The 25,061-nt window shown below is 49.7% G+C and carries 15 protein-coding genes; 9 read left to right on the top strand and 6 right to left on the bottom strand.

Annotated features, from left to right (window positions below; translation table 11 throughout):
• Positions 1–85: 85 nt before the first annotated feature.
• The 3 genes from CI595_RS17035 to aroC form a co-directional block, all read right to left on the bottom strand.
• Entirely contained in the window at positions 86–2,410 is a 2,325-nt protein-coding gene (locus CI595_RS17035) for a histidine kinase dimerization/phospho-acceptor domain-containing protein (protein ID WP_095174839.1), read from the bottom strand.
• The gene (locus CI595_RS17030; protein WP_065543494.1) at positions 2,382–3,095 is read right to left on the bottom strand and encodes a response regulator transcription factor; all 714 of its coding nucleotides are present in this window, start codon (positions 3,093–3,095) and stop codon (positions 2,382–2,384) included. The genes CI595_RS17035 and CI595_RS17030 overlap by 29 nt, the downstream gene beginning before the upstream one ends.
• Before the next feature lie 130 nt (positions 3,096–3,225).
• Entirely contained in the window at positions 3,226–4,332 is a 1,107-nt protein-coding gene (gene aroC, locus CI595_RS17025) for a chorismate synthase (RefSeq protein WP_095175063.1), read from the bottom strand.
• Between the two features lie 243 nt (positions 4,333–4,575).
• On the opposite strand from aroC, the gene CI595_RS17020 reads away from it, so the two are divergent.
• From CI595_RS17020 to CI595_RS16995, 5 genes are all read left to right on the top strand, one after another.
• Positions 4,576–5,589 carry an asparaginase gene (locus tag CI595_RS17020; RefSeq protein WP_095174838.1) on the top strand — a complete coding sequence of 338 codons (1,014 nt, stop codon included), beginning with the start codon at positions 4,576–4,578 and terminating at the stop codon, positions 5,587–5,589.
• Positions 5,586–5,858 carry a DUF1294 domain-containing protein gene (locus CI595_RS17015; protein WP_095174837.1) on the top strand — a complete coding sequence of 91 codons (273 nt, stop codon included), beginning with the start codon at positions 5,586–5,588 and terminating at the stop codon, positions 5,856–5,858. Before CI595_RS17020 ends, CI595_RS17015 begins: the two co-directional genes overlap by 4 nt.
• Positions 5,859–6,089: 231 nt before the next feature.
• Positions 6,090–6,764 carry a response regulator transcription factor gene (locus tag CI595_RS17005; protein WP_095174835.1) on the top strand — a complete coding sequence of 225 codons (675 nt, stop codon included), beginning with the start codon at positions 6,090–6,092 and terminating at the stop codon, positions 6,762–6,764.
• Positions 6,761–8,122, top strand: a complete 1,362-nt coding sequence (locus CI595_RS17000) for a sensor histidine kinase (protein ID WP_095174834.1) — start codon at positions 6,761–6,763, stop codon at positions 8,120–8,122. The genes CI595_RS17005 and CI595_RS17000 overlap by 4 nt, the downstream gene beginning before the upstream one ends.
• 144 nt (positions 8,123–8,266) lie before the next feature.
• A complete protein-coding gene (locus CI595_RS16995; protein WP_162291907.1) occupies positions 8,267–9,067 on the top strand; it encodes a PepSY domain-containing protein in 801 nt (266 codons plus the stop codon).
• Positions 9,068–9,126: 59 nt separating this feature from the next.
• On the opposite strand, the gene CI595_RS16990 is transcribed toward CI595_RS16995, so the two are convergent.
• Positions 9,127–11,040, bottom strand: coding sequence for an NAD(P)/FAD-dependent oxidoreductase (locus CI595_RS16990; RefSeq protein ID WP_095174832.1), 1,914 nt, complete (start codon positions 11,038–11,040; stop codon positions 9,127–9,129).
• A gap of 308 nt (positions 11,041–11,348) precedes the next feature.
• On the opposite strand from CI595_RS16990, the gene CI595_RS16985 reads away from it, so the two are divergent.
• Complete coding sequence (locus CI595_RS16985; protein WP_095174831.1) at positions 11,349–12,776, top strand: helix-turn-helix domain-containing protein; 1,428 nt, start codon at positions 11,349–11,351, stop codon at positions 12,774–12,776.
• A gap of 4 nt (positions 12,777–12,780) precedes the next feature.
• Here CI595_RS16985 and CI595_RS16980 read toward each other — a convergent pair whose 3' ends face one another.
• Positions 12,781–13,647: a class I SAM-dependent methyltransferase gene (locus CI595_RS16980; protein WP_095174830.1), complete on the bottom strand. Its 867-nt coding sequence runs from the start codon at positions 13,645–13,647 to the stop codon at positions 12,781–12,783.
• A gap of 506 nt (positions 13,648–14,153) precedes the next feature.
• Between CI595_RS16980 and CI595_RS16975 the strand changes: the two genes are divergently transcribed.
• From CI595_RS16975 to CI595_RS16965, 3 genes are all read left to right on the top strand, one after another.
• Complete coding sequence (locus CI595_RS16975; RefSeq protein WP_095174829.1) at positions 14,154–16,739, top strand: cation-translocating P-type ATPase; 2,586 nt, start codon at positions 14,154–14,156, stop codon at positions 16,737–16,739.
• Between the two features lie 259 nt (positions 16,740–16,998).
• On the top strand, positions 16,999–18,279 hold the full coding sequence (locus tag CI595_RS16970; protein WP_095174828.1) for an aspartate aminotransferase type Ic: 1,281 nt from the start codon (positions 16,999–17,001) through the stop codon (positions 18,277–18,279).
• 413 nt (positions 18,280–18,692) lie between these two features.
• Complete coding sequence (locus CI595_RS16965; protein WP_095174827.1) at positions 18,693–20,096, top strand: L,D-transpeptidase family protein; 1,404 nt, start codon at positions 18,693–18,695, stop codon at positions 20,094–20,096.
• Between the two features lie 215 nt (positions 20,097–20,311).
• On the opposite strand, the gene CI595_RS26665 is transcribed toward CI595_RS16965, so the two are convergent.
• Positions 20,312–24,931: a family 16 glycosylhydrolase gene (locus CI595_RS26665; RefSeq protein ID WP_279233389.1), complete on the bottom strand. Its 4,620-nt coding sequence runs from the start codon at positions 24,929–24,931 to the stop codon at positions 20,312–20,314.
• Positions 24,932–25,061 lie beyond the last annotated feature (130 nt).

Here is a 25,061-nt window from a genome sequence, read left to right as displayed (position 1 = left end):
AACCCCGGTACTGCAATCCGTATGCAGTACCGGGGCTGTTTGCCTGTAACTGTGAGGATACTGAACAGTTACGTTATTTCTTATATCACGGTTTCGGGAATACGATCTCCACAGTGAACAAGTCTGCGTCCACCATGATCTGCAGGTTTCCGCCCTGAAGTTCTACAAAGCTCTTGGCAATGGCCAGGCCCAGTCCGCTTCCCTCTGTATTCCGGGAAACATCTCCCCGGACAAAACGTTCGGTGATCTCCGAAGGATTAAAGTTCAGCTCAGAGGCTGAGATATTCTTCATGGAGATACGGACCCGCTTCTCATCATTTTCCATATCCACATACACTCTGGTACGCGGCATGGCGTATTTGGTGATATTGACCAGAAGGTTCTCAAATACCCGGTAAGTTTTCTGGCTGTCAAGGGGAAGGACCACTTTTTCCTCAGGCAGACGCCAGCGGAAATAGAGGTTGGAAGCCTCGATCTTATCCTGAAGCTCCAGTTTCGCCTGCTGCATCAGGCTCACAATATCTACATCCATAATGTTCAGCGTCACATTTCTGCTGGTCGCTTTGCTGATCTCAAACAGATCCTCGATCAGCAGTTTCAGCCGTGTGGACTTCTGTTCCAGCACTTCAATGTAGCGGCGTCTCTCCTCATCCGGCAGATTCTCATCCTTCAGCAGATCCACATAAGTGATGATGGCTGTCAGAGGTGTCTTCAGATCATGGGATACATTGGTGATCAGGTCCGTTTTCATTTTCTGACTCTTAACCTCTTCGTCCACAGCCATCTTGAACCCGCTCTGTATCTTAGTGATCTCCTCCCGGAAGGGTTCAAACACCCCCAGCTCCTCAGGAATGGTCCCGTTCAAGTTGCCGTCGGCAAGCTGGTTGGTTGCATCCAGCAGCCTGTGATACTGTTTCTGCAGATCATTGCAGTATTTACGCAATAGGAAGAACAGCGCAATGGAGTAAATGATCAGCGCCCCGATCCCCCACACCCACATGAGGCTGATAAAGCCCAGGATGATAAAGTTGATCAGTACAACTTTGATCAGTACCTTTGTGGTATCATCCTTCAAATTTACATGAAGCATACTGTTGTATACATTTTTAATAGAACTTTTTGCCCATGGCCAGATACGGTAGATGATAACCCGTTCCTGAATGTAACGTTTCGGTCCTATGATAAAAACACATCTCAGACAACCGGCAGCCCAATAGCACACCGCGAAGATAAATGCCCATCCGATGAAGCCCCAGAAATACTGAAGTATAGAGGCAAGTTCCTGGGGAACGCCAATACTGTGCAGGACATTATAAATGGGTTCCTTGTTCATAGCACTGCCGTCCACGGACATGGACAGGGAGAATCCCAGTATAAAGCTGGCTATGATACAGACCAGTTCAAAAGGTGCCTGGAAGATTTTTTCATCCCCCATCTGCAGTTGTTTGATAAACGGCAGCAGTAAAGCGGCTGCAGCCACCATACCGAGCAGGGTCAAAAAGACGATGGACAGATCATCCGTTGCCTGGTAAGTGTTGACTCCAAGATATTCCAGATATCCGCTGCCGGGCGAGCTTGACAAAAAGGTAGCCAGATTTTCGGCTGTCATCAGGTAAAGGTAGGTGCGGCCCTGTGGTTTCTGAAAGGGGGCATCCATACCGTACTGGCTGTCAAACTCAGAACATGGGTTCTGGCGGACCTGCTCGTTGAGAAGCTGTGTGGCATTGCTGGCTTTTCCTGAGAAAAATTCGGCCTGTGATACATTTCCGCTCCCATCGTACTTGATGACAGCGCCGAAAGCATATTTTTTATCCAGGGCGTCGGCTTTTTCGCCGGAGAGGAGAGGTTCCAGTTCCTCTGTGGCATTGGAATCCACGATCTTTCCGTCTTCGTCCCGTACCTCGTACTGAAGATAGGAGCGCAGAGTGGAGAAGTTGTCTTCCCATCTGGAGAATTTGCTGGAGATCTCATTGGCGGATGCGATGACGGCTTCCTCAGAAGTATAGGATTCATACTCATCTCCGAAGGTATCTTTGTATTTGGAAGAGGGAAAGTTTTCTTCATCCAGAGTTTCCTGTGATATTTCCTGTGAGGAAGTATTGGACTTGGAACCGGAGTTACTGCTCTCTTCATTTTTTTTCGTTTGTGTGTCGTTTAAGGCAGAAGGGAAAAAGATGTCAAACGGGATCATAGCCGCCTGGTTTTCCCTCTGTTTTTCTTCCGCATAGAGCACATAGTTGGAGTGTGTAAGTGTGCTCATGAATGAGGAAGTGTTAAAATTCGGCTCAGAGTTACCCTGGCCTTTGATATAGTGCGGGCGGATGATCATCATAGCCAAAGAAGGCAGCAATATGACCAGCACCACCAGCACCAGAGCAAGTTTACGAGAATTTTTCAATTTTATATCCAACTCCCCACACCACCTTTAAATATTTTGGCTCCTTAGGGTTGATCTCGATCTTTTCGCGGATGTTGCGGACGTGTACCATGACCGTCTCCGTGTTCACGGCACGTTCATTCCACACACGTTCATAAATTTCATCCGCGGAGAATACCCTTCCAGGATTTTTGATCAACAGCAGGAGAATTTTGAATTCCATGGGTGTCATTTTTACAGGGGCTCCGTCTACCCGCACCTCGAAGGTGCTCTCGTTTAATTCGAGCCCGCCCATGGTGTAAATACTGTCCGTATTTTCCTGCTCTTTTTGCTGCAGTTTTTCCATGAATCGTTTGTAACGACGCATTTGAGAGTTCACCCTTGCCATAAGCTCCATTGGGGTAAATGGTTTGGTGACATAGTCATCGGCGCCGATGTTCAGCCCCATAACCTTATCCACCTCCTCGGATTTGGCTGAGAGCATGATAACCGGGAAATCGTGTTTTTCCCTGAGTTTCATGGTCATGGTGATGCCGTCCATGCGGGGCATCATGATATCCACGATCGCAAGATGGATCTCCTCCCGCTCCAGCATCTCCAGCCCTTCTACGCCGTCGCCTGCCTGGAACACTTCATATCCCTGGCTTTTCAGATAAATGGCAACAGCCTCCCGGATGTCCTTGTCGTCTTCTACAATTAAAATGTGATTCATTTCCATGGTATCTCTTCTCCTGTGTTCAGGAAACCACGCTTTAGGACGCTGCCTGCCGCGTCGTTGCTCCTGCTGTTACTATACTGAGTATAGAAATCAAAATTAAAAAGTGTCGTGGTATAAAACGAAAAAAATTCTAAAGATTTTTAAAGAAATCTTTGACAGCATCCATACGTGTTGTCATACTTCCCAGCATGGCGTCCAGTATCACAAGGGCAGCCATGGACTCCACTACAACAACAGCTCTTGGTACGATAATGGGGTCATGCCGGCCTTTGATGGATATTTCAATATTCTCACCCTGGCGGTTTACCGTTTCCTGGACTGCTGCCACAGAAGGCGTGGGTTTGAAGGCGGCACGCAGCAGAATGGGAGCGCCGTCGCTGATCCCTCCGGTAATGCCGCCGGAATGATTGGTCTTTTTCCTTACATTTCCCTCTTCGTCCATCCGGTATGCGTCATTGTTATGTAAACCGTTAGAGGCAGCCACGGCGATTCCGTCACCGACTTCAAAGGATTTCACTGCACCGATGGAAAAGATGGCTTTTGCCAGAGCGGCATCCAGCTTTTCAAAGGCAGGTTCACCGATCCCTGCGGGAACACCTTTGATGACACACTCCACCATGCCGCCGGAGGAGTTTTTTTCTTTCATGCAGTCTTCCAGATAAGCCTGGGCTTTTTTTGCGGCCTCTGCGTCAGGCATATAGAGGGCATTACGGTTCCTCTCTTCTATATCAAATTTACTCTTATCAATGGTGACCGGGCCGATGGAAAGGGTGTAGGCAGTGACTTCCACTCCCAGTTCCTTCAGTATTTTAGCTGCCACAGCGCCTGCAGCCACGCGGCCGATGGTTTCACGTCCGGAGGAGCGTCCGCCGCCTCTGTAATCCCGGAAGCCGTATTTTATATCATAGTTTCGGTCCGCGTGCCCGGGACGGTAACAATCTGCGATCTGGCTGTAGTCATGGGAGCGCTGGTCCGTATTCCGCACCATGAGGGAAATGGGAGTTCCCGTGGTTTTTCCCTCAAAGATACCGGAGAGGATTTCCACAGCGTCCGCTTCCTTTCTCTGTGTGGTAAAGCGTGACTGGCCCGGTTTTCTGCGGTCCAGATAAGCCTGGATATCCTCCAAAGAGAGAGGAAGCCCCGCAGGGCAGCCGTCAATGACCACGCCGATCCCGGCGCCGTGGGACTCGCCCCAGGTTGATATTTTCAATATATTTCCAAATGTGGAACCATACATAAGATACACCTCGTTTTCTTTCTTTTTTCTGCCGGTCACTGGCAGCATCCATTCTGCCCCGGCGATTATACTTTTTTCCTATCTTAGCACGGTTTTTATATAAAATCCATTGAAAACTGCCATGGGTTACGTTACACTAAAATAAATTTGTATTCCCGGTGCCGGACAGGAGGGCCGTTCAGATGCAGGCCGTATATAATGGCGCGTACCGGGGACAGTATAAAATTATAGAGGAAGAAAATAATGAAGAAGAAAATTTTGATCATAACAACAGGAGGCACCCTGGCCTGCGTCAGCAGTGAAAACGGCCTGCTGCCCGGGCTGGACAGCAAAGATATCCTGTCATACATTTCTGATATCACAAGCCTTTACGATGTGGATTTTTATGAATTGTTCCAGCTTGACAGCGCCAATATCCAGCCGGAGAACTGGCAGGCCATGGCGGAGGCTGTCTACGAAAAGTATAAAGAATACCATGGGATCGTGATCTTCCATGGCACGGATACTATGGCTTACACCTCGTCCGTGCTGTCCTTTATGCTGCTGAATATCCCCATCCCTGTTGTTATCACAGGCAGCCAGCTTTCTATCACCAATCCTCTGGCGGACGCGGTGGAGAACTGCAGATGCGCTATCCATATGGCGGGAAGCGGTATGCCCGGCGTATTTCTGGCTTTTGACAGAAAGATCATGCTGGGGACCAGGGCCAGCAAGGTGCGGACCAGAAGCTTCCATGCATTTGAGAGTATTAATTATCCGTATGTGGGCGAGGTGGATTCCAGAGGGCTGGAAATCTATAAAGATTTCATCCCCGCCCCGTCAGGTCCCTGCGTGCTGGAGCGGAGACTGGAGAAGAAGGTCTTTCTCATAAAACTAGTACCCGGGTTTGACGGAAAGATATTCCAGTTTTTGTACGAGCAGGGGTACCGGGGTCTGATCATAGAGGCCTTTGGCATGGGCGGCATCCCCACCATGTCCTCTGAGGTGCTGGATGAGCTGCGCCATGTGATCGACAAGGGCATGATCGTGGTCGTGAAGAGCCAGTGCCCTTATGAGGGAAGCAACCTCTCTGTGTACGAGACAGGCAGGGCAGCCCTTATGGCAGGTGCGTTCCAGGGCTATGACATGAGCACAGAGGCCATTGTCACCAAGGTGATGTGGATCTTGGGAAAACACTGGGAGAGAAAGAAGATCGAGGAAATGTTCTATAAAAATCTGGCAGGTGAGATCAAGATCCCTGAGAAAGAGATGGAATGATAAAAATAATAGCGGCCTGGCTGCTTGTGATCAATGTGGCGGCATTTGCCATGTTCGGAATAGACAAGTGGAAGGCAAAACATAAAAAGTACCGGATACCGGAATCCTGGCTTATGCTGTCAGCTATTCTGGGCGGTTCCGTGGGTGCTGTCTGCGGAATGGATCTTTTCCGTCATAAGACTCTGCATAAAAAGTTTAAACTGGGTCTTCCGCTGATCTTGGCTGTTCAGGTCCTGCTTGCGGCAGGATGGATGTGGTACAGCCGGTGACCGAACAGCCGTTACTATTCACGGCTGTTATCCCGGGAGGTGTTTTTATGCGCTTGCGCATGAAAATCCCGAGGCAGCCAGCGCGATATAGGGCAAAATGCTCCATATCTGTGCATCGCGAAGCGTGTTACTGTTTACAGAACTGCGTTTTTTGCAGGGCTGTGAATAGTAACGAACAGCCAAATCCTATCCGGGGATTGAAATTTACTGTGTTTGAAGGGAGGTGGCAGGATGCGCATATTGATTGCTGAGGATGAACGTGATCTGAACCGCCTGCTGGTGAAAAAGCTGACTGCCGAAAGCTACAGCGTGGATGCCTGCGTCAATGGGGAGGAGGCCCTGGACTGTCTGGCCTGCGCCCGGTATGATGCGGTGATCTTGGATATTATGATGCCTAAGACGGACGGTCTGGAGGTCCTTAAGTCTATGCGGAGGAAAAAGGACACTACACCGGTACTGCTTCTCACTGCCAGGGACAGTGTGGAGGACCGGGTAAGGGGGCTGGATCTGGGGGCTGATGATTACCTGGTGAAGCCTTTTGCCTTTGAAGAGCTTTCCGCCAGGATACGCGTCATGCTGAGAAAGCCGAAAAAGGAGAAAAGCAGTGTGTGCACTGTGGCAGACCTGCATGTGCATCTGGATACCCGCCGTGTTTTCAGGGGAGAACAGGAGATTATTTTGTCTTCCAGGGAATTTGCGGTGCTCCGGTATCTGATACAGAACGCCGGGATGGTTTTATCCAGGGAGAAGCTGGAGCAGCATATCTGGAATTATGACTATGCGGGAGGTTCCAATGTGATCGATGTCTATATCCGGTATCTGCGGAAGAAGATTGACGAGGGATTTGAGCCGAAACTCATCCACACGGTGCGGGGCGCCGGATACGTTCTGAGGGAACCTATATGAAAAATCTGTCTTTAAAACAAAAGCTGACAATCCTTTATACCATTCTCATGACGATCAATATCTGTGCTGTGTTTGCGGTCCTTTTTTCTCTCAGCAACAGGGAAATCTTAAGCTCCGTACAGAATCGGCTGCGTGAGAGCGTGGCAGGGGCTTTTGATGACATTGAGTGGGAGGATGGGAGGCTTAATTTCGACACAGACCTTTTGGAACTGGAAAACGGCGTGTATCTCTCTGTATATGATGAGGAGGGTGTACTCCTATACGGTAAGATTCCTTACGGCTTTGACCAGTCCATGGCCTTTCAGGACGGCCTGGTGCGGAGGCAGAAGGCAGAACGTGTGGAGTATTATGTACTTGATATGTCCTATGCGCCAAAAGAAGACAGGCATCTGATGGTAAGAGGGATCATATCCATAACAGACGCGGAGGAGAGCTTTCGGATAACCCTTCGGCTGGCCTTGGTCTTTCTTCCCCTACTGGTGGTCCTCACTGCGGTTCTGGGATATTTCATGACCAGAAGGACCCTGCGCCCGGTGTCTCATATCACAGAGACAGTGCGCTCCATTCAGGAGGAGGAAGATTTGTCCAGAAGGATAGATCTGGGAGAAGGAAGGGACGAGATATACCGCCTTGCCTCCACATTTGACAATATGCTGGAACAGATCGAGGAGAGCATGAAACGTGAGAAACAGTTCACTTCAGATGTTTCCCACGAACTGCGCACGCCGCTGGCAGTTATATTGATGCAGTGTGATTCCCTTCTTTCACAGGATGGACTGACAGATGAGGTCCGGGAGGAAATTACGGTGATCCGGAAAAAAGCGGGAGGTCTTTCCGGGATGATCGCCCAGCTCCTTCTTTTGTCCAGAGCGGACCAGGGGCGTGAGAAAGTGACAAAGGAAACACTGGATTTCAGTGAGCTGTCAGAGATGGCAGCGGCGGAGATGACAGCCCTTGCAGAGGAAAAGGAGATACGGCTGGAGACAGAGATCGCGCCGCATCTGATGGTGTGCGGGGATGAAACCCTGCTTATCCGTCTTTGGCTGAATCTGCTCCAGAACGCGGTCACATATGGAAAAAGAGGCGGCTGCATCCGTATGAGCCTGCAGGATAAGGATGATATGGTTACCGGGTGTGTTGAGGACGACGGGATCGGTATAAGCGCAGAAGACCTGCCTCACATCTGGGAAAGGTTCTACCGGGCAGACAGTTCACGCAGTGACAGCGGAAGTTCCGGATTGGGCCTTTCCATGGTGCAGTGGATCGTCAGTGTCCACAACGGTACCATACAGGCCGCAAGCCAGCCGGGCAGGGGAAGCAGATTTACGTTTCAGCTCCCAAAAGAGAAAAAAAGTTAATACTTTTAATGTGACTTTAATCTTTCTATGATAAACTTACCGTATACAAAGAATAATAAGTATTGCGTGTATCCGCTGCAGTATATTATGAAGGCATCGGATGGATATGCGTAACATAGAAAATGTATGGAAGGAGTTTATCTTATGAGAAAAAAATATTTTGCATTTATTATGGCGGCAGCCATCTCTGCAGCGCTTCTGACAGCCTGCGGAGGCACAGGAACAGACCAGAATGGTGGGAACGGCAGCAAGGCACAAAACGGCGCCGTGCAGGATCTAGGCAGCGGAAGTACCGAACAGAATGCTGCAGGCCAGGATACCGGTAATGGAGGAGGAGCGCAGAATGCTGCGGGTCAGGATTCCGGTAATGGAGGAGGAGCGCAGAATGCTGCGGGTCAGGATGCCGGTAATGGAGGAGCAGCACAGAATGCTGCGGGTCAGGATGCCGGCAATGGAGGTACGGCGCAGAACGCCGCAGGACAGGATTCCACGTCTGCTGTCTCCGAGGAGCAGGCCAGAAGTGCAGCGTTAGCTGATGCGGGAGTGACGGAGAAGGAGATCACAGGGATCCGGGTGAAAAGGGACCATGAGGACGGACGCCAGGTATATGACGTGGAATTTTATTCCGGAAATAAGGAATATGATTATGAAATTGACGCTTCCACAGGCAGCATTCTGAGTTCGGATTTTGATATTGATGATGATTTTAAACAAGGCGGACAAAATGCATCCGGCCTGACTCCGGCAGTAAGCCAGGAGGAGGCATCCGCGGCAGCCCTTGCTAAGGTTCCGGGGGCAGGGGAAAAGGATCTGCGCATAAAGCTGGATGATGATGACGGCAAGCTGATCTATGAAGGCGATATCTATTATAACGGTACAGAATATGAGTTTGAGATAGACGCGGCCACCGGTGATTTTCTGGAATGGAGCCAGGAGCGCGATTAAAGAACAAAGACAGGGGAGGATTTCCTGATATAGGAGTCCTCCCTTGTCTTTGTATGTATCTATAGTTCGCTTACCGCATCATAAGCTTCATGGACAGCATTGAAAACCTTTCTTGCGGATACACAATCCCCGGCTTTTATGGTTTTGTAGTCCCTGGCAATTTCCTCATATACGGAATCATCAGGCCGGAAGCCCATGGCAAGGACCACGGTATCGCATGGGATCCTTTCCTCACCGCTTTCCTTTTGGACAACAATCCCGTCCGGTTCTATTTTCAGCAGTTTTGTGCTGACCTGTGATGGCACCTGATATTTCTGCATCAGGTCCATGATCATCATCATATTCTGCATGAATACCGGTTCAGGCAGCAGTTTGGGTGCCATTTCCACCACAGTCACTTTTTTGCCTTTCTGGGTCAGGTCCACGGCTGTCTCCAGCCCCACAAGGCCCCCGCCGATGACGGCAATGTTCTCCCCCAGAAGGGCATTGTTTAAAAGTGCATCGATGGCTGTGCAGACATTATCCCCGTGGATCCCCTCAATAGAACCGGGGACAATGGGACGGCTGCCAGCAGCCCAGATGACAGCGTCCGGCTTAAAAGCATCCACGGCCTCTTTGTCAGCCTCCATGCAGAATTTTACCGGAACCTGCAGCCGGGTCAGCTCGTTCTGATAGTAGGAGAGCAGGTTTGCCATATCGGCCTTAAAGTTAGGGCGGGAGGCTGCCAGCACATTGCCGCCGATACGTTCCCTCTTTTCCCACAGTTCTACTTTATGTCCGGCCTGGGCAGCCGTGATGGCGGCTGTACATCCCGCCGGGCCGGCACCTACGACCAGTACCCGTTTGGGGTTAAGGGCGGGCTTTAGGTCATGGATCCCCTCCAGGCCTGCGCAGGGATTGACAGCGCACTGTACGCTCTGCCCAACACACACTCTGGCGATACAGCCCTCATTACAGGATATGCAGGGCCGGATTTTCTCTGTCTCGTGATCCGTCAGCTTGTTAGGCAGCTCCGGGTCTGCCAGAAGGCCCCTGCCAATGGCCACAATGTCCAGATCTCCATGGTTCAGAGCATATTCCGCCTTGGAAATATTACCCAGCCGTCCGTGGGAGATGACCGGTATCCCCACAACTTTCCGGACTGCCCTTGCACTGCGCAGCTGTTTTACCTGCTCCTGCTGGTAAACAGGAGGCATTGCCATATACCAGTTGTCATGACACCCGGCATCCACGTGGAGGGCATGTACGCCCAGGGCTTCCAGGCGCCTGGCTATCTCAAGGCCCTCCTCCATGCCACGGTATCCCTCTTCCTCCGGCAGATAATGGCATGGGGTGTATTTTACGATCAAGGGGAAATCCTCCCCCAGGTCTGTTTTTACGATCCTGATCAAATCCGTGAGAAAACGCATCCTCCCGGTCAGGTCCCCGCCGTACTCATCTGTACGGATATTCCAGCGTTTGGTCAGAAACTGATCGGTGAGATACCCGCCGTAGGCGTGGATCTCAATGGCATCTGCGCTGGCCTTTTTGGCGTATTGGGCAGTTCTTCGGAAACCATTCTCAATGATCCCGATCTCATCCCTGGTGATCTCCTCACAGATGACTCTGGGGTCCATCCAGGGCACTGCTGAGGCACCGATGGGTTTTTTCCTTCCCGGAGGCGGTGTGGTGATCCTGCCGTTGCCGGGATGGATCTGTACACAGACTTTACAGTCATAGCTGTGAGCCTTTTCTGTCATGTTTTTAAAATCCTGAAAGCTGTCAGCGTCCAGCAGGGACGAAGGGCACATGCCCTCGATCTCCGGGGTGGCCAGCGTATTGCAGAAGATCATGCCCACCCCGCCTTTGGCCCTTGCCAGAAAATAAGCGCTGGTGCGCTCATCATAATTCCCCAGGTCAACACCCATGGGAGCCATGACCATGCGGTTTTTCAGCTTCAAGTTTCCAATGGAAACAGGTTGTGTCAATTTCATTATAATTCCTCCAGTCCTTGAGTTCGCAGTGCGTCCAGGATCCCATCGCCAAAGGCAGGCCTGCAAGGGGGTCTGCCTGTAACCGTGAGGCTGCCGGACCGTTACTATTTATCTGTAAATCCAGCATAGCCCAGACAGGCCGGGAAAGCAAAGGACAGTGAATGAAGGAAATATGAAAGGATTGAATTTGATAAAATTCAAATAAGTCAAGTATTGTCAATAAATTCACATGTAAAATTGCTTTTAGCCGATATGTTTGCTATACTTTCATTTATAGGAACCGTTATGTGCGAGAGCGGGGTGAGAGCATGAATTTCAGCGTTTTATTACAGAGATTAATTCATATTACCGGTGTGAAACCACAGGTGCTGGCAGACAGACTGGGATATGATGTATCATATATCAGCAAATGGCAAAGCGGCGCCAAGCTGCCTTCTTCCAGGAATGCAGAGGAGCTGTCTGAAAAAATGGCTCATTTCTTTGTGTCCGGTGCTGACGAGGGCAGGAAAAAAGCCATACAGGAGGCTGTCGGTCCGGAAAATATGGAGGATGACTTAGAAAAGGCACTGAAAAAATGTTTTCTCCAGTCACTGCTCATGCAGAAACAGCAAAAAGAAGAGATCAGGAAAGTACGGGAAAAAATCTCCTACGATTCCCTTTGGCAGGACAAAGAGGTGGCAGCCGGTGCTGTGGGCAGTATGATCTATGAAATCTGTGCCCAGGCCGAAAAGGATGTGGACATTATTGTCACCTGTCCCTTCCAGGAATACGTGACAAAAGACAATGATTTTTTCAAGAAAATGGAGGATCTGGAGCAAAAGGGAGTCACTGTCAGAATCCATCAGTTTATAGACATGGAAAAATTCAGGGATCAGACAGATGCCTACTGCCGCTGCATAGCCATGTATCTGACTCCCATCTTTTCCGTGAGATATTGTTTTTATGAACTGCCCGGCGCAGCTGCAGACATTCCTGTTCTGGTATTAAAGGACGGTCTTTTAGTCACAGAGATCCAGGAGCCTTTTACCAGAGAGAGATACACTACAGTCATAAAAAACCGTCCTCTTGTCAACGCCTACTATGACGCAGCCTCCGCCTGCCTTCTTGTTCAGAAAGCGCTGGTGGAAGAATACTCCGTGAGCAAAATGTACAGGGAAAAATATATCTTTGACTATATGATGCAGAACGAGTACCGTTACCTTCTGAGGTCCATGCACATCATCCATCTGCCGGATGACATGCTCTGGGACCTGTGTCAGAGATACACACCGGACCGGGAAAGCGCCATTTTGCAGTACAATATGAACCGGAACTCCTTCCAGGCTCCGGTTACAGCGGTCATATACAAATCCACACTTATGGATTACATCTTTGATGGGAAGATCAATATATTCGGAAAAGAAGTGGAGGTGGACAGAGCTTGGAGGATGCGCCACATCAGCCATCTCATAGAAGAATTAGAAAAAAACAGCAGTATCCGTATACTCCTTCTGGAAAACAACAACCCATACATAGGATACCACGACCTGCAGAGCACCATTTACTTCTGCCGTGATACCGTATTTGCCATGTCTGTTCAGAAAGGAACATCCAGCTACTACCGTTTTTTCTCAAAAAAACTCATAGACCAGTTTAACGAATTTTACGGGCACATAGAAAATGCGGGTGATGAATATCTTCTGCGGGGCCATAAAGTCACAGACTTCCTTGCCCAGGGCCTAAAATTCATTTCATAGCCCTTTACTTATCATCACATTCCCAGCGGCCGGAAGCACCACAGGGCAGCACAAGTCCGCTTTCCCTTACGGGCAGCCCGATTTCCTGGGAATCCACCTTTCCATGAAGGTCCTTCAGCTCTGTAGCCAGCATATAAGTCAGCACGGCCGGCGCAAGCCCGGTGGTATAAGAATTCACCAGAAAGAAAAGCGGTTTATCACTGAGAAGCTTTGCACACAGTTTGATCAGCGGATGGATCGCTTCTTCAATCTTCCAGATCTCACCTTTAGGCCCCCTGCCATAAGAAGGCGGGTCCATAATAATGGCATCATAATGATTCCCCCTGCGGATCTCCCGTTCCACAAACTTCACACAGTCATCCACCAGCCACCGGATTGGTGCCTCCCCCAGTCCTGAGGACACAGCATTCTCCTTAGCCCAGGAAACCATCCCCTTAGAAGCATCCACATGCGTGACCGCCGCTCCCGCAGCCGCAGCTGCCAAAGTAGCCCCGCCCGTATAAGCAAACAGATTCAGAACCTTAACCGGCCTTCCGGCCCCTTTGATCTTATCCGAAAACCAATCCCAGTTCACCGCCTGCTCCGGAAAAAGCCCGGTATGCTTAAAACTAAAAGGTTTCAGGTTAAACGTAAGCTTCCCATACCGGATACACCACTGCTTGGGCAGATCAAAAAACTCCCATTCCCCTCCCCCCTTCGTACTCCTGTGATAATGCCCGTTCATCTTCCTCCACCCGGCATTTTTCCTGGGCGTATCCCAAATCACCTGCGGATCCGGCCGAACCAACAAATAATCCCCCCACCGCTCCAATTTCTCCCCGTCAGAGGTATCAATAATCTCATAATCCTTCCACCCATCAGCAATCCACATACATTTAATTCCTCTCAATCCTTAATTTCTTATTCAATCACACTTAATCCTATAAGTTTTTTGTTCCCAGTGTCCGGCAACACAGCCCGCTGCGCCTCTCTCATCGGAGTCAAATTTCCCACATCATATTGAGCAGAGTTCAATAAGCATAAACTGTAACGCACAGCTTGCCGAAGCAATTTTCAAACACATCCAGTACAGCCATCCGCTTTTAAAATCTTTTACCCACTACAGTTTATCGTAGCCAGGGAGTTTGTACGCGGGAGGGGCGGGGATGGTGTTTGTGTCGCTGTATGTATTCCGAGGCTACACTTTGCGGAGATTGTGCGCCTGAGGCGGACTCTTGAGTCCGATTCAGGCGCACAATCTCCGCAAAGTGTAGAAATCGGCTTCATACGAGAGCAAACACCATCCCCGCCCCTCCCGCGTACAAGCTCCCGTCCCATATAACTATACCTATTCTAACCCCCAAAAGTCAAGCATACATTATCCAAGGAGGTGAAGCCATGTACGAAGCATTCACAACCCCCCAATTAGAAGAAACCTTCCACACCCGCCAATCCACCGGTCTCCCCTCCGCCGAGGCCGCCGAAAGACTCCGTAAAACCGGAGAAAACATACTAAAAAAAGGCAAAGACCAGACAATCCTGGACATGGTCATGGAACAGCTCAACGACCCTATGATCTTCATCCTGTTCATGGCCGCGGCAATCTCCATGCTTCTGCGCCAGTTCAGCGATACCGCCATCATTTTTGTTGTCATAGCCCTGAACACCACCGTAGGCGTCATCCAGGAGGGCAGAGCCAAAAAAGCCATGGATGCCTTAAAGAAAATGACTGCCCCGTCCGCAGTAGTCAAACGTGACGGTATCTACAAGAAGATCCCCGCCTCCGGCGTAGTTCCCGGAGACCTGGTCAAGATCGAGGCAGGGGACCAGGTACCGGCAGATATCCGCCTGATAAGAGTACAAGGCTTCCAGACCAATGAGTCCGCCCTCACCGGCGAATCCATGCCTGTCCGGAAGACAGACACTGTGCTGCCCCAGGGGATCCCTATGGCAGAATGGAAAAACATCGCATTTATGTCAACCGAAGCCATGAAGGGAAGCGCCGAGGGAATCGTGGTAGCCACCGGCATGGAGACAGAGCTTGGCAAGATAGCCGGAATGATCAACGACACCCCCACAGAGCTGACACCCCTGCAGAGACGTTTGGGCGACCTTGGAAAAATATTGAGCGTGGTAGCTGTAGTCCTCTGCGCAGCCCTTTTCCTTCTGGGTGTTGTCCAGCACCGCAACATTCTGCAGATGCTTCTGGTTGCCATTTCTCTGGCAGTAGCGGCCATACCCGAAGGCCTGCCTGCAGTGGTGACCATTGTCCTTGCCCTGGGTGTTGCCCGCATGGTTAAAGTCAACACCATTATAAGGAAGCTTCCCGCAGTGGAAACCCTCGGGTCTGTGGGCATCATCTGCTCCGACAAAACAGGCACCCTGACGGAAAACAAGATGAAGGTGGTGGAGATTTACGGTGATGACCGCAAGCTTCCGCTGTCAAAAATCCGCCGCAGGGAATTTCCCCGTCTGATGGAAGGGTTTCTCCTGTGCAACAACAGTATGCTGGGAAAACAGGAGATCGGTGACTCCACAGAGCTTGCACTTCTCCACATGGGAGAGGAAATGGGGTATAACCGGGAGAAATTAAAGGAACAATATCCACGTACCCATGAAATCCCCTTTGATTCCGAACGGAAATACATGGCAACCGTACACAAGGACGGCGGCAACGAAACCGTCTACGTGAAAGGAGCCTGTGATTATCTGCTGGAGCGCTGCGCTTTTGTATCAATCCGTGGAAATGCGGTCCCTATGACGGAAGTGCAGCGCATGAAGATCCGCATGGCAATGGAGGCAATGGCCCAGGACGGACTTCGTGTGCTGGCTCTGGCATTTAAGGAACACGTAAAAGACAAAAGCGAGTCTGCCCTCACAGGCAATCTGGTGTTTGCAGGAATGGCAGGCATGATGGACCCGCCCAGAAAAGAAGTCACTCAGTCTATCCGCACCCTGAAAAAGGCAGGGGTACAGGTGGCTATGATCACGGGGGATTACAAAGACACAGCGTTGGCTGTTGCAAAAAAGATTGGCATAGCGGACTCCATGGACCAGTGCGTCACCGGCGCAGAGCTGGACAACATGAGCGAGGAGCGTTTTGCAAAGAAGATGAAAGACCTGCGGGTATTCGCCCGTGTCACCCCTGCACATAAAGTAAAGATTGTCAGCCGTTTCCGGAAAAACGGACAGATTGTAGCCATGACCGGGGACGGAGTCAACGACGCACCCTCCCTGCAGGCCGCCGACATTGGGATCGCCATGGGAAAAAACGGAACGGATGTGGCAAAGAATGCTGCGGATATGGTGCTGACCGATGACAACTTTTCCACCATTGAGAAGGCCATGGAAGAGGGCAGAGGCATTTACGTGAACATCAAGAAATCCATCCTGTTCCTGCTGTCCTCCAATTTCGGTGAGATCATTACCATGTTCGTGGCTGTTTTGCTTTCCCTGGAAACGCCTTTGAAGGCAAGCCATATCCTGTGGGTAAACCTGATCACAGATTCCCTGCCTGCCCTGGCCCTGGGCGTGGACAAAAATGACCCGGCATCCCTCATGAGGAAAAAGCCCAGGGATCCCAATGAAGGGCTGTTCGCCCACGGAGGGTGGCTGTTCACCGTATTTTACGGAATGCTGATCAGTGCCATCACGCTCTATGCCTTTCACAAAGGAGGCCAGACCTATGCCTTTACCGTGCTGGGTGTGTCGCAGCTTTTCCACGCCATTGGAATGCGGGACAGGGATAAGTCGGTACTCCGTATGAACCATCTGGATAACCCGTTTATGATACTGGCGTTTTTCCTGGGGCTGGCCCTTCAGGTTATGGTCACGGAGGTGCCGTATTTTGTCCGGGCATTTCAGACGGTGCAGCTGTCCTTTGGAGAATGGCGCTGGCTGCTGGGGATTTCCGCAATTCCGCTTCTTATGCATGAGATTCTGCTGCTTCCGAGGCTTATCAGCGGGAACAGAAAAAAACAGTAAAGAAAATGCAGGATTTCATTTGTTAAATTGCATATAAAAAGCTATAAACCCGGTAAAAAGGGGAAAAAATTACCAAAAATGCAAGAGGGTATTGACATAAAGTCATATTCTATCATACAATACCACATAACGAAGCATAATTGTTAAGAAGCTGCACGGGATGCTATACCGTGGCAGTAAGTCTTCGCAGCCCGACGGAATCGTTGCCCGCGAAGGAATAAAACAGTTACAAATTATGAAGATCACCAGGAGGAGAGCCATGACGCCGTACAAAGAACTGAGCAGAGAGCAGCTGCAGGCTATGAAAGCCGATTTGGAAAAACAATTTGAGGAAGTAAAAGCAAAGGGACTGAATCTGGATATGTCCAGAGGTAAGCCATCCAAGAAGCAGCTTGAGCTGGCAATGGATATGCTGGAAGAGTTAAAAAGCACTGACAAACTGAAATGTGAAACAGGTATTGACTGCCGTAACTATGGCCTGCTGGACGGTATTCCTGAAGCAAGAAGACTTCTGGGAGCCATGACCGAGGTTTCCGCAGACCAGATCGTGATCTTCGGCAACTCCAGCCTGAACGTGATGTTTGACACAGTTTCACGTTCCATGACACATGGTGTCTGCGGCAGCACTCCCTGGTGTAAATTAGATAAAGTAAAATTCCTGTGCCCGTCACCGGGATATGACCGTCACTTTAAGATCACCGAATACTTTGGTATTGAGATGATCACTGTACCCATGACTCCTGCAGGCCCGGACATGGATATGATAGAAGAGCTGGTAAGCTCCGATCCGGCAGTCAAGGGCGTGTGGTGTGTTCCGAAATACTCCAACCCACAGGGCATCACCTACTCTGAGGAGACTGTGAAACGCTTTGCCAGACTGAAACCGGCGGCAGAGGATTTCCGTATTTTCTGGGATAATGCATACTGCATCCATCATTTATATGAGGAACAGGATTTCCTGCTGGAGATTCTGGAGGAATGTGAAAAAGCGGGCAATCCGGATCTGGCTTACAAATTCATCTCCACTTCAAAAGTCAGCTTCCCGGGTTCCGGTATCGCCGCTGTTGCGTCCTCACCCAGAAACCTGGCTGACTTCAGGAAACATATGGCGATCCAGACCATTGGTCATGACAAGATCAACCAGTTAAGGCATGTGCGTTTCTTCAAGGATATCGAAGGTATGCATGAGCATATGAGAAAACATGCAGAGATCCTTCGTCCGAAATTTGAGGCAGTGGAGAATACACTGGAAAAAGAGATCGGCGGAGCAGGGATTGGAACATGGACCACACCGAAGGGCGGATATTTCATTTCCTTTGACTCCATGGAAGGCTGTGCAAAGGATATTGTTGCCAAGGCAGCGGAAGCCGGCGTGAAGATGACAGAGGCGGGCGCTACCTTCCCATATGGTATTGATCCTCATGACAGCAACATCCGTATTGCTCCCAGCTTCCCCACACCGGAGGAACTGCAGCTTGCAACCGAGATTTTTGTACTCAGCGTGAAATTGGTTAGTATCGATAAGCTTCTGGCAGAGTGATGCACGTTAAAGGTGCAGACCTGCCAAATAGCAGCGGGAAACCACATAAGTGAGATAACAAGGCAGAACTTTTGCAGAAAAGCAGAAGGTCTGCCTTATTGTATAACACCTTATTTCTATTTGGTTACGGAATTATCGGATAATTATCGGATAATTTACAGAAATGTGATATTTTAATGAATTTTGCATAAAACACTTTACTTCGACAATCAAAATGAAATAGAATAGAAAACGAAGGATAAGTGTAACTGCTCGGTCAGGTCTGCGCACCTACTGCGCTGAACGTGCAAAAGAGCAGCGGCAGCAGGTATTTGCCCCATTGCAAAGCAATCTATAATGGGAGGATACACGCAGCGATACAGACGACCGGATCGTTACGGTCAAACAAAGTTATAACATAAGGGGTAGAGGTTATGAAAAAAAAGAAAGGGAAGACAGGAAAGTATACGAAGGCAAAGAAGATCGTACTGGGTATTTTGATCGGGTATATAGCGCTGATGGTGCTTGGGTACATAGCCGGTGTCGTATATTTTACCAAACATTTCTATCTGGGTTCCCAGATCAACGGAATGAATGCCTCCGGCAAGAGCGTGGAGGATGTGGAAGACAACATAGTGGATGAGATTGCGTCCTACACGCTGCATTTGAAGGAGCGGGACGGTAAGACGGAATCTATAGTGGCTTCACAGATAAATATGCAGTATGTGGATGACGGCAAGATCCAGGAGCTGAAGGACAAGCAGAATCCGTTTCTCTGGTTCCTGTCATTTGCGCATCAGAATGACTACGATATGTCAGCCACGACCAACTATGACAAAGACATGCTGTATACTGCTATAGATGCCCTGGATGCGTTCCAGGAAGCAAATATAACACAGCCTGCGGATGCTTATCTGGGCGACACAGACACCGGATACGAGATCGTGCCGGAGGTTATGGGAAATGCCCTGGATAAGGACAAGGTAAAAGAACAGATCCTGAAGGCCATTGATGAGGGAAAAACGGAGCTGGATCTGGAAGCGGAAGAGTGTTATCTGAAGCCCGCAGTATACAGCACGGATGAGGATCTGATCAAGCAGCGTGACCAGAGCAATGTATTTCTGGGTGTAACCGTCACCTTTGACTTTTCGGACAGGCAGGAAGTGGTGAACAAGGATGTTATCAAGAACTGGCTTACCACAGATGAGAACGGGGACGTGGTCCTGGACGAGGAGAAAGCAAAAGAGTACGTGGTGGAAATGGCTAAGAAATATGATACCTTTGGTTATCCCCGCCAGTTTGTTACCTCCAATGGAGAGACAATTACAGTCAGCGGAGGAGATTACGGATGGCTGATAGCCAGAAATGACACTACCACAAAGCTGGTGGAGGCCATAAAGAGCGGCCAGTCCCAGACCATGGAGCCTGAGTACACCTACAGGGGCTATGTGCGGGATACCAATGATATTGGAAATACCTATGTGGAGATCAGTCTGCAGGCGCAGCACATGTGGTTCTACAAGGACGGACAGCTTCTGGTGAGTACGGATGTTGTAACAGGCAACCATAACCAGGGTTGGGATACCCACACGGGAATCTACGGCATTATGTATAAAGAGAGAAATGCCACACTGGTTGGTGAGAATTATTCCTCACCGGTTCAGTATTGGATGCCGTTCTATGCGAATACAGGCATCCACGATGCAGACTGGAGGGAAAGCTTCGGAGGTTCGGAGTACATCAACAACGGTTCCCACGGCTGTGTGAATACGCCTCCGGCCAATGCGGAGAAGATTTATAATAATATAGAAAAAGGTGTGCCGGTAGTGGTGTACTGATGTTGGCAGGAATAAGGCATTCAGAAGGTATAGACCTGCTGAATGGATAGAAGAAAAAATGAATGGATAGAAGAAAAAAGACGAACGGTTGGCAGAAGGCCAATAGTTCGTCTTTTTTCATGAAAATATGTTAATATGTTTCATAAATTTGTGGGGCCGGCATTTTGTGGATACCGGCCCCTTTTCTATAGTGAGTGTGTGCTGTCTGAAATAAATTAACGGGTTTGTGTCCAGGCACCGCTTGCGTTGACATAGTAATTGTCAATCCATGTGTTTTGGGTCATAGCGCCTGAAGCAGTCAGGTAATACCATTTGCCGCTGTCTTTGATCCAGCCTGTAGCCATGGCGCCTGAGGCGGTGAGATAATACCATTTGCCACTGTCTTTTATCCATCCGGTAGCCATAGCGCCGGAGTTAGTCAGGTAGTACCAGCTATTTCCCAGTCTGAGCCAGCCAGTAGCCATGCGGCCTGATGCATTGAGGTAATACCAGTTGTCGCCGTCTTTCAGCCATCCGGTAGCCATAGAACCTGAGTTTGTCAGGTAGTACCAACTGCTTCCCAGCCGGATCCATCCGGTAGCCATGCGGCCTGATGCATTGAGGTAATACCAGTTATTGTTCAGGTGAAGCCATCCGGTAGCCATAGTGCCTGAAGCGTTCAGATAATACCAGCTATTGTCCGGTTTGATCCATCCGGTAGCCATGGCGCCTGAGGAGGTCATGTAATACCAGTCACTGCCCGGTTTGATCCATCCGGTAGCCATAGCGCCTGAAGCGTTCAGGTAATACCAGGTTTGGCCAAGCTTTATCCATCCGGTGAGCATTGCGCCTGAACCGGAGAGATAATACCAGGTACCACCAACATTCATCCAACCGGTAGCCATGCTGCCGTTTTCTCTGAGATAATACCAGTTTCCTCCGTCTTTGAGCCAACCGGTAGCCATAGCGCCTGAACCGGTGAGGTAATACCAGGTATTTCCGTCCCGGAACCATCCGGTGCGCATATAGCCGTCGGCGTCAAACGCATACCATTTCCCTTCGATAAGCTCCCATTTTCCTGCCGGCCACTTTCCGTTGCCGTAATCATACCACCAGCCCTTGGCATTTTTCTTCCATGTGCCTTTTATTTCCTTTTTCAGGTCAGAGACAGCTTTTGTGATGCTTTCGGCTGCTTTGTCAATATCCTTCTGGGAAGCATTTTTATTGTCCAGCACTTTTTTACCTGCGTCTACTGCTTTGGTGAGGTTCTTCCATGAGGATGCGGTATAGTCGTTTTGTTTCAGTTTAGATGCTTTGTCAAGCGCATTTTTTAATGCTGTTTTATTTGTTTTTGTTATCTTTTTCAGTCCGTCTATTGCCTTTTGAATATCCTCTGCAGCTTTTTTGATATCACTGTCAGAAGCTTTTTTGTCATCAAATACCTTTTGGCCTGCACTGACTGCCTCTGTCAGAGTCTTCCATGAGGCTGCGGTATAATCGCTTTCGATGAGCTTTGCAGCTTTATCGAGTGCGGATTTAAGCGCCGTTTTGTCTGCTTCCGGTGCTTCCTCCAGGCTGTCGATAGCATTTCGGATGGCTGTGGCAGCATCCGCGATCTCCTGTGCAATGGCTGTCTCATCATTCATGACAGCCGCTCCAGCATCCAGGGCATCACTCAATACCTTCCAGCTCTCAGCCGTATAATCTTCGGCGTTCAAAGCATCCGCTTCTGCCATGACTGCTTCCAGTTGGGATTTATCCGCAGTTTCCTGCTGATCCTGAAGGAAGGTCACTTTTGCAAGCTGGATATCTGTGTTCTGAACCTCTTTCACTTCCCCTGATCTAAGAGCGTAGCTGACACCTTTATAGTCCGGGAACGCAACTTTCACATAATTTGTTCCTTCCGGAAGTCCGTAAGCGTCAAATGTGATCCTGGCATAGCTTGGATATGCCTCAGGGAAATTATCCACAGTCTTAATATTTTCAAACTTTGTCCAGTCTTTTCCGTCGGTTGAGGAGAATACCTGGAAATCAATATTTGCGTTATCCTTCAGCGTGGTCCTGATGGATGCGCCCTTGTAGGAACCTGCGCCGCCGTCCCACTGGGCCGCGTCACTGAGTGTCTGATAATAGGCGGTCAGATGTACATCCTTTACGCCCGGGATCTTGTATACAAGGGACTGGTCCTCAGCGTTTTCTTTTACTGCGATTCTGCTGTCCTCATATCTGGGCTGGCCGCCGTAATAGAAGTTATCCTTGTCCTCATAAGGCTCCTCTCCGTTTGTGAGCGCCATAAGGCCGTCTGTTGCGGAGGATGCACTGATAAAGTAATCGTTATTGGTTCCGCTTGAAATTTCAGTCAGGTCGTCAAAACGGGTAACTGCCTGATCTTCTGACTGGTATACACGTACCCAGTCAACCAGGAAATCACTGTCCTGTTTTGTGTTCTGTTTGCTGTAGTCCACATCGCCGACCCAGCCGTCGCCCACCTGTGTTTCCAGGATTGGGAACATGGGGCGGGTGTGCATGCCGTCTCTGCCGTCATCCCTGGCCTGACTGGTCTTGTGTACCTGATTGCCGTCGATAAAGAAGGTGATAGCCTCGGGATCCCATTCTACTTCAAATACATGGAAGTCCTGGCACCATGCCTCATAATTGTTGGTGGCAATACCGTGTGAACCTTTATTGTAGCTCAGGATACCGAAATGGTTGGTGGTCCAGGCTGACCAGGAATCCTGACCGAGATATTCCAACACGTCGATCTCATCATGTCCGGTCTCATCCTGGCACAGCATCCAGATCGCCGGCCAGATACCCTGGGAATCGTTGGGTTTTGCGCGGACTGCCATGCGTCCGAACTGGAAGGAGTACTTATTCTTGGATTCCAGACGGCCGGATGACCATGTGACCTTGGAGGCCAACTGCTGTGAACCGTACTGATCCCAGCCTACCGCATCAATAAGGGAATCTGTGGAGCCGTAGTTTTTGGAGTTGATGGAAAGATAGCTTTCCTCTCCATCCTTCACGATGCTGACTGCGCCTCTGTTGTAGATGGCTGCGTGGTTTGCCATACCGTCAATGATATTCCATTTTGTCTCATCAATGCTGTCTCCGTCAAACTCATCTGCCCACACCAGGGTGTCATATTTGGAATCCGGTGCCACATATTCAGGCTTGGACTCGTCGTAAGATTTGCCTGTGGCCCAGATCTCCACCTCTGAATATTTGGTGGGACTGTTGTTATCTTTGTTTACAGTAAAGCGCACGTATCTTCCGGTAATAGGCTGGTCAAGGGTTATTGTCTGCATGTCAGCGCCCTGTGTCCAGTTATTCTGCTGGAAAACAGTCTGTCCCGCATTGGTGGGGGAAGAGGACACAGAGACCTTTACGGACTGGTATGTGCCTTCCTCGAGCTTGAAGCAGATTTCTTTCATCTGGTAATTATTCTTGTATTCAAACTGGAGCCAGCGCTCTCCGGTGCTGTTGTGCACCGCATAGTTGTCGTCAACATTGCCGTCTGTGATAGCCTCAATATTGGTAGGGGTCAGACCGCGCACGTATGGGATCTTTCCAAGGGCAATATTCTGTGACTCCTCCTCCGGCGGCGGAGCGGGAACCTCTGATTTTGGAATGCTGGCAATTACTTCAATCTCATTAAAGAGGATACCGTTGCTGTAACCTTTCCAGGCGCTGTTGGTGTTCTGGATGTAGTGGCCTCTCTCCCAGATCCTGATGTACTGGGCAGCTACGGGCTCCTCCAGGACAAGGGTCTGGGGCTGTCCTTTATTGTCGGTGGTCTCCTCATAATCGGCAGTATCGTATACGATGGTGCTCTCTGAGAAATCCTCATCTGCGGACAGTTCCACTTTCACATCTTTGAAGGTGGACACTGCGTTGGGATAAGTGTTCCGGTACAGGTCGATCTCTTTTACGTCGCGGAGCTTGCCGAAATCATACTGCAGATATACATGGTCCCAGCCGGAATAGCCGTTGTCATCGCCTCCGATTTCTTCTCCGGCGATTATTTTGGTGTTGTTGGAGTCATCGTCACTGCCGGATCTGACACCATCTGTGGCAGCTTCCGGATTCTTGATCTGAACCTGGGGCACGGTGGCGTCACCGCTTACAATCTGGTGCGGAGAGTTGGAGGTGGGGAGAAGACCTGTCATGATGTTGGCGTCCACCATCTCCTCATCACCGCCGGGGTCTGTAGATCCCTCCTCAACAGAGGCAATGACTTCGATCTCATTGAAAAGGACGCCGTTGCTGTAGCCATTCCAGGTACCTACCGTATTTTCAATGTAATGCCCTTTTCCCCATACACGAAGGTAGCGGGCATCCACTGTGTCCTCTGCTTCCAGGTACTGGGAGGTGCCTTTGGTGTCTACGGTTTCCACTATATCTTCGCCGTCAGGATCACCGTAAAGGACAACACTTTCAGAGAAATCTTCCGTAGACGACAGTTCCACTTTAACGTCCTTGAAGGTGGAGACTGCGATATCATAGGTGTTGCGGTATATATCCACGGCCTTTACACTGTAGACATCACCAAAATCATACTGCAGATACACCTGGTTCCACTGGGAGTAGCCATTGTCATCCCCACCGATTTCTTCCCCGGCGTCGATGCGGGTATTGTTCATGTCTACATTGCTGTCGGTCTTGATACCGTCTGTTGCAGCCTCGGGATTGGCAATGCCTCCGGCAGCATTTGTGGTGGGAACCAGTCCTTCCAGGATGTTCTTATCCACGATTACGGGTTCTGCCTTGACTGTGGCAGGAGATAGATTTCCTGCGGTCAGGGCCAGAGCCATGAGCAGTGACAGGGACTTGCGGATCTTCTTGTTTCTTTTCATACATATGCTCCTTCCTTGTTATAGATGTTCGGCACATCCGTTGGTATTACATTTTCCTTTTCACCGGATGAGCATAATGCTATAATACTTATAGCTGATTTTATGGATGAGGGTGAAAAGGAGGAGATTC

Source organism: Blautia hominis, assembly GCA_002270465.1.
GTDB classification, from domain to species: domain Bacteria; phylum Bacillota; class Clostridia; order Lachnospirales; family Lachnospiraceae; genus Blautia; species Blautia hominis.
Note: the sequence above shows the minus strand (reverse complement) of the source record. Positions and strands in the feature narration are given on the sequence as shown.

Bases quoted from the DNA above. Each gene is read 5' to 3' on its own strand.
- CI595_RS16985 (WP_095174831.1), top strand. From the start codon at position 11,349: ATGAATTTCAGCGTTTTATTACAGAGATTAATTCATATTACCGGTGTG.
- aroC (WP_095175063.1), bottom strand. From the start codon at position 4,332: ATGTATGGTTCCACATTTGGAAATATATTGAAAATATCAACCTGGGGC.
- CI595_RS26665 (WP_279233389.1), bottom strand. From the start codon at position 24,931: ATGAAAAGAAACAAGAAGATCCGCAAGTCCCTGTCACTGCTCATGGCT.
- CI595_RS16965 (WP_095174827.1), top strand. From the start codon at position 18,693: ATGAAAAAAAAGAAAGGGAAGACAGGAAAGTATACGAAGGCAAAGAAG.
- CI595_RS16990 (WP_095174832.1), bottom strand. From the start codon at position 11,040: ATGAAATTGACACAACCTGTTTCCATTGGAAACTTGAAGCTGAAAAAC.
- CI595_RS17020 (WP_095174838.1), top strand. From the start codon at position 4,576: ATGAAGAAGAAAATTTTGATCATAACAACAGGAGGCACCCTGGCCTGC.
- CI595_RS16980 (WP_095174830.1), bottom strand. From the start codon at position 13,647: ATGTGGATTGCTGATGGGTGGAAGGATTATGAGATTATTGATACCTCT.
- CI595_RS17005 (WP_095174835.1), top strand. From the start codon at position 6,090: ATGCGCATATTGATTGCTGAGGATGAACGTGATCTGAACCGCCTGCTG.
- CI595_RS16995 (WP_162291907.1), top strand. From the start codon at position 8,267: ATGAGAAAAAAATATTTTGCATTTATTATGGCGGCAGCCATCTCTGCA.
- CI595_RS17000 (WP_095174834.1), top strand. From the start codon at position 6,761: ATGAAAAATCTGTCTTTAAAACAAAAGCTGACAATCCTTTATACCATT.
- CI595_RS16970 (WP_095174828.1), top strand. From the start codon at position 16,999: ATGACGCCGTACAAAGAACTGAGCAGAGAGCAGCTGCAGGCTATGAAA.
- CI595_RS17030 (WP_065543494.1), bottom strand. From the start codon at position 3,095: ATGGAAATGAATCACATTTTAATTGTAGAAGACGACAAGGACATCCGG.
- CI595_RS16975 (WP_095174829.1), top strand. From the start codon at position 14,154: ATGTACGAAGCATTCACAACCCCCCAATTAGAAGAAACCTTCCACACC.
- CI595_RS17015 (WP_095174837.1), top strand. From the start codon at position 5,586: ATGATAAAAATAATAGCGGCCTGGCTGCTTGTGATCAATGTGGCGGCA.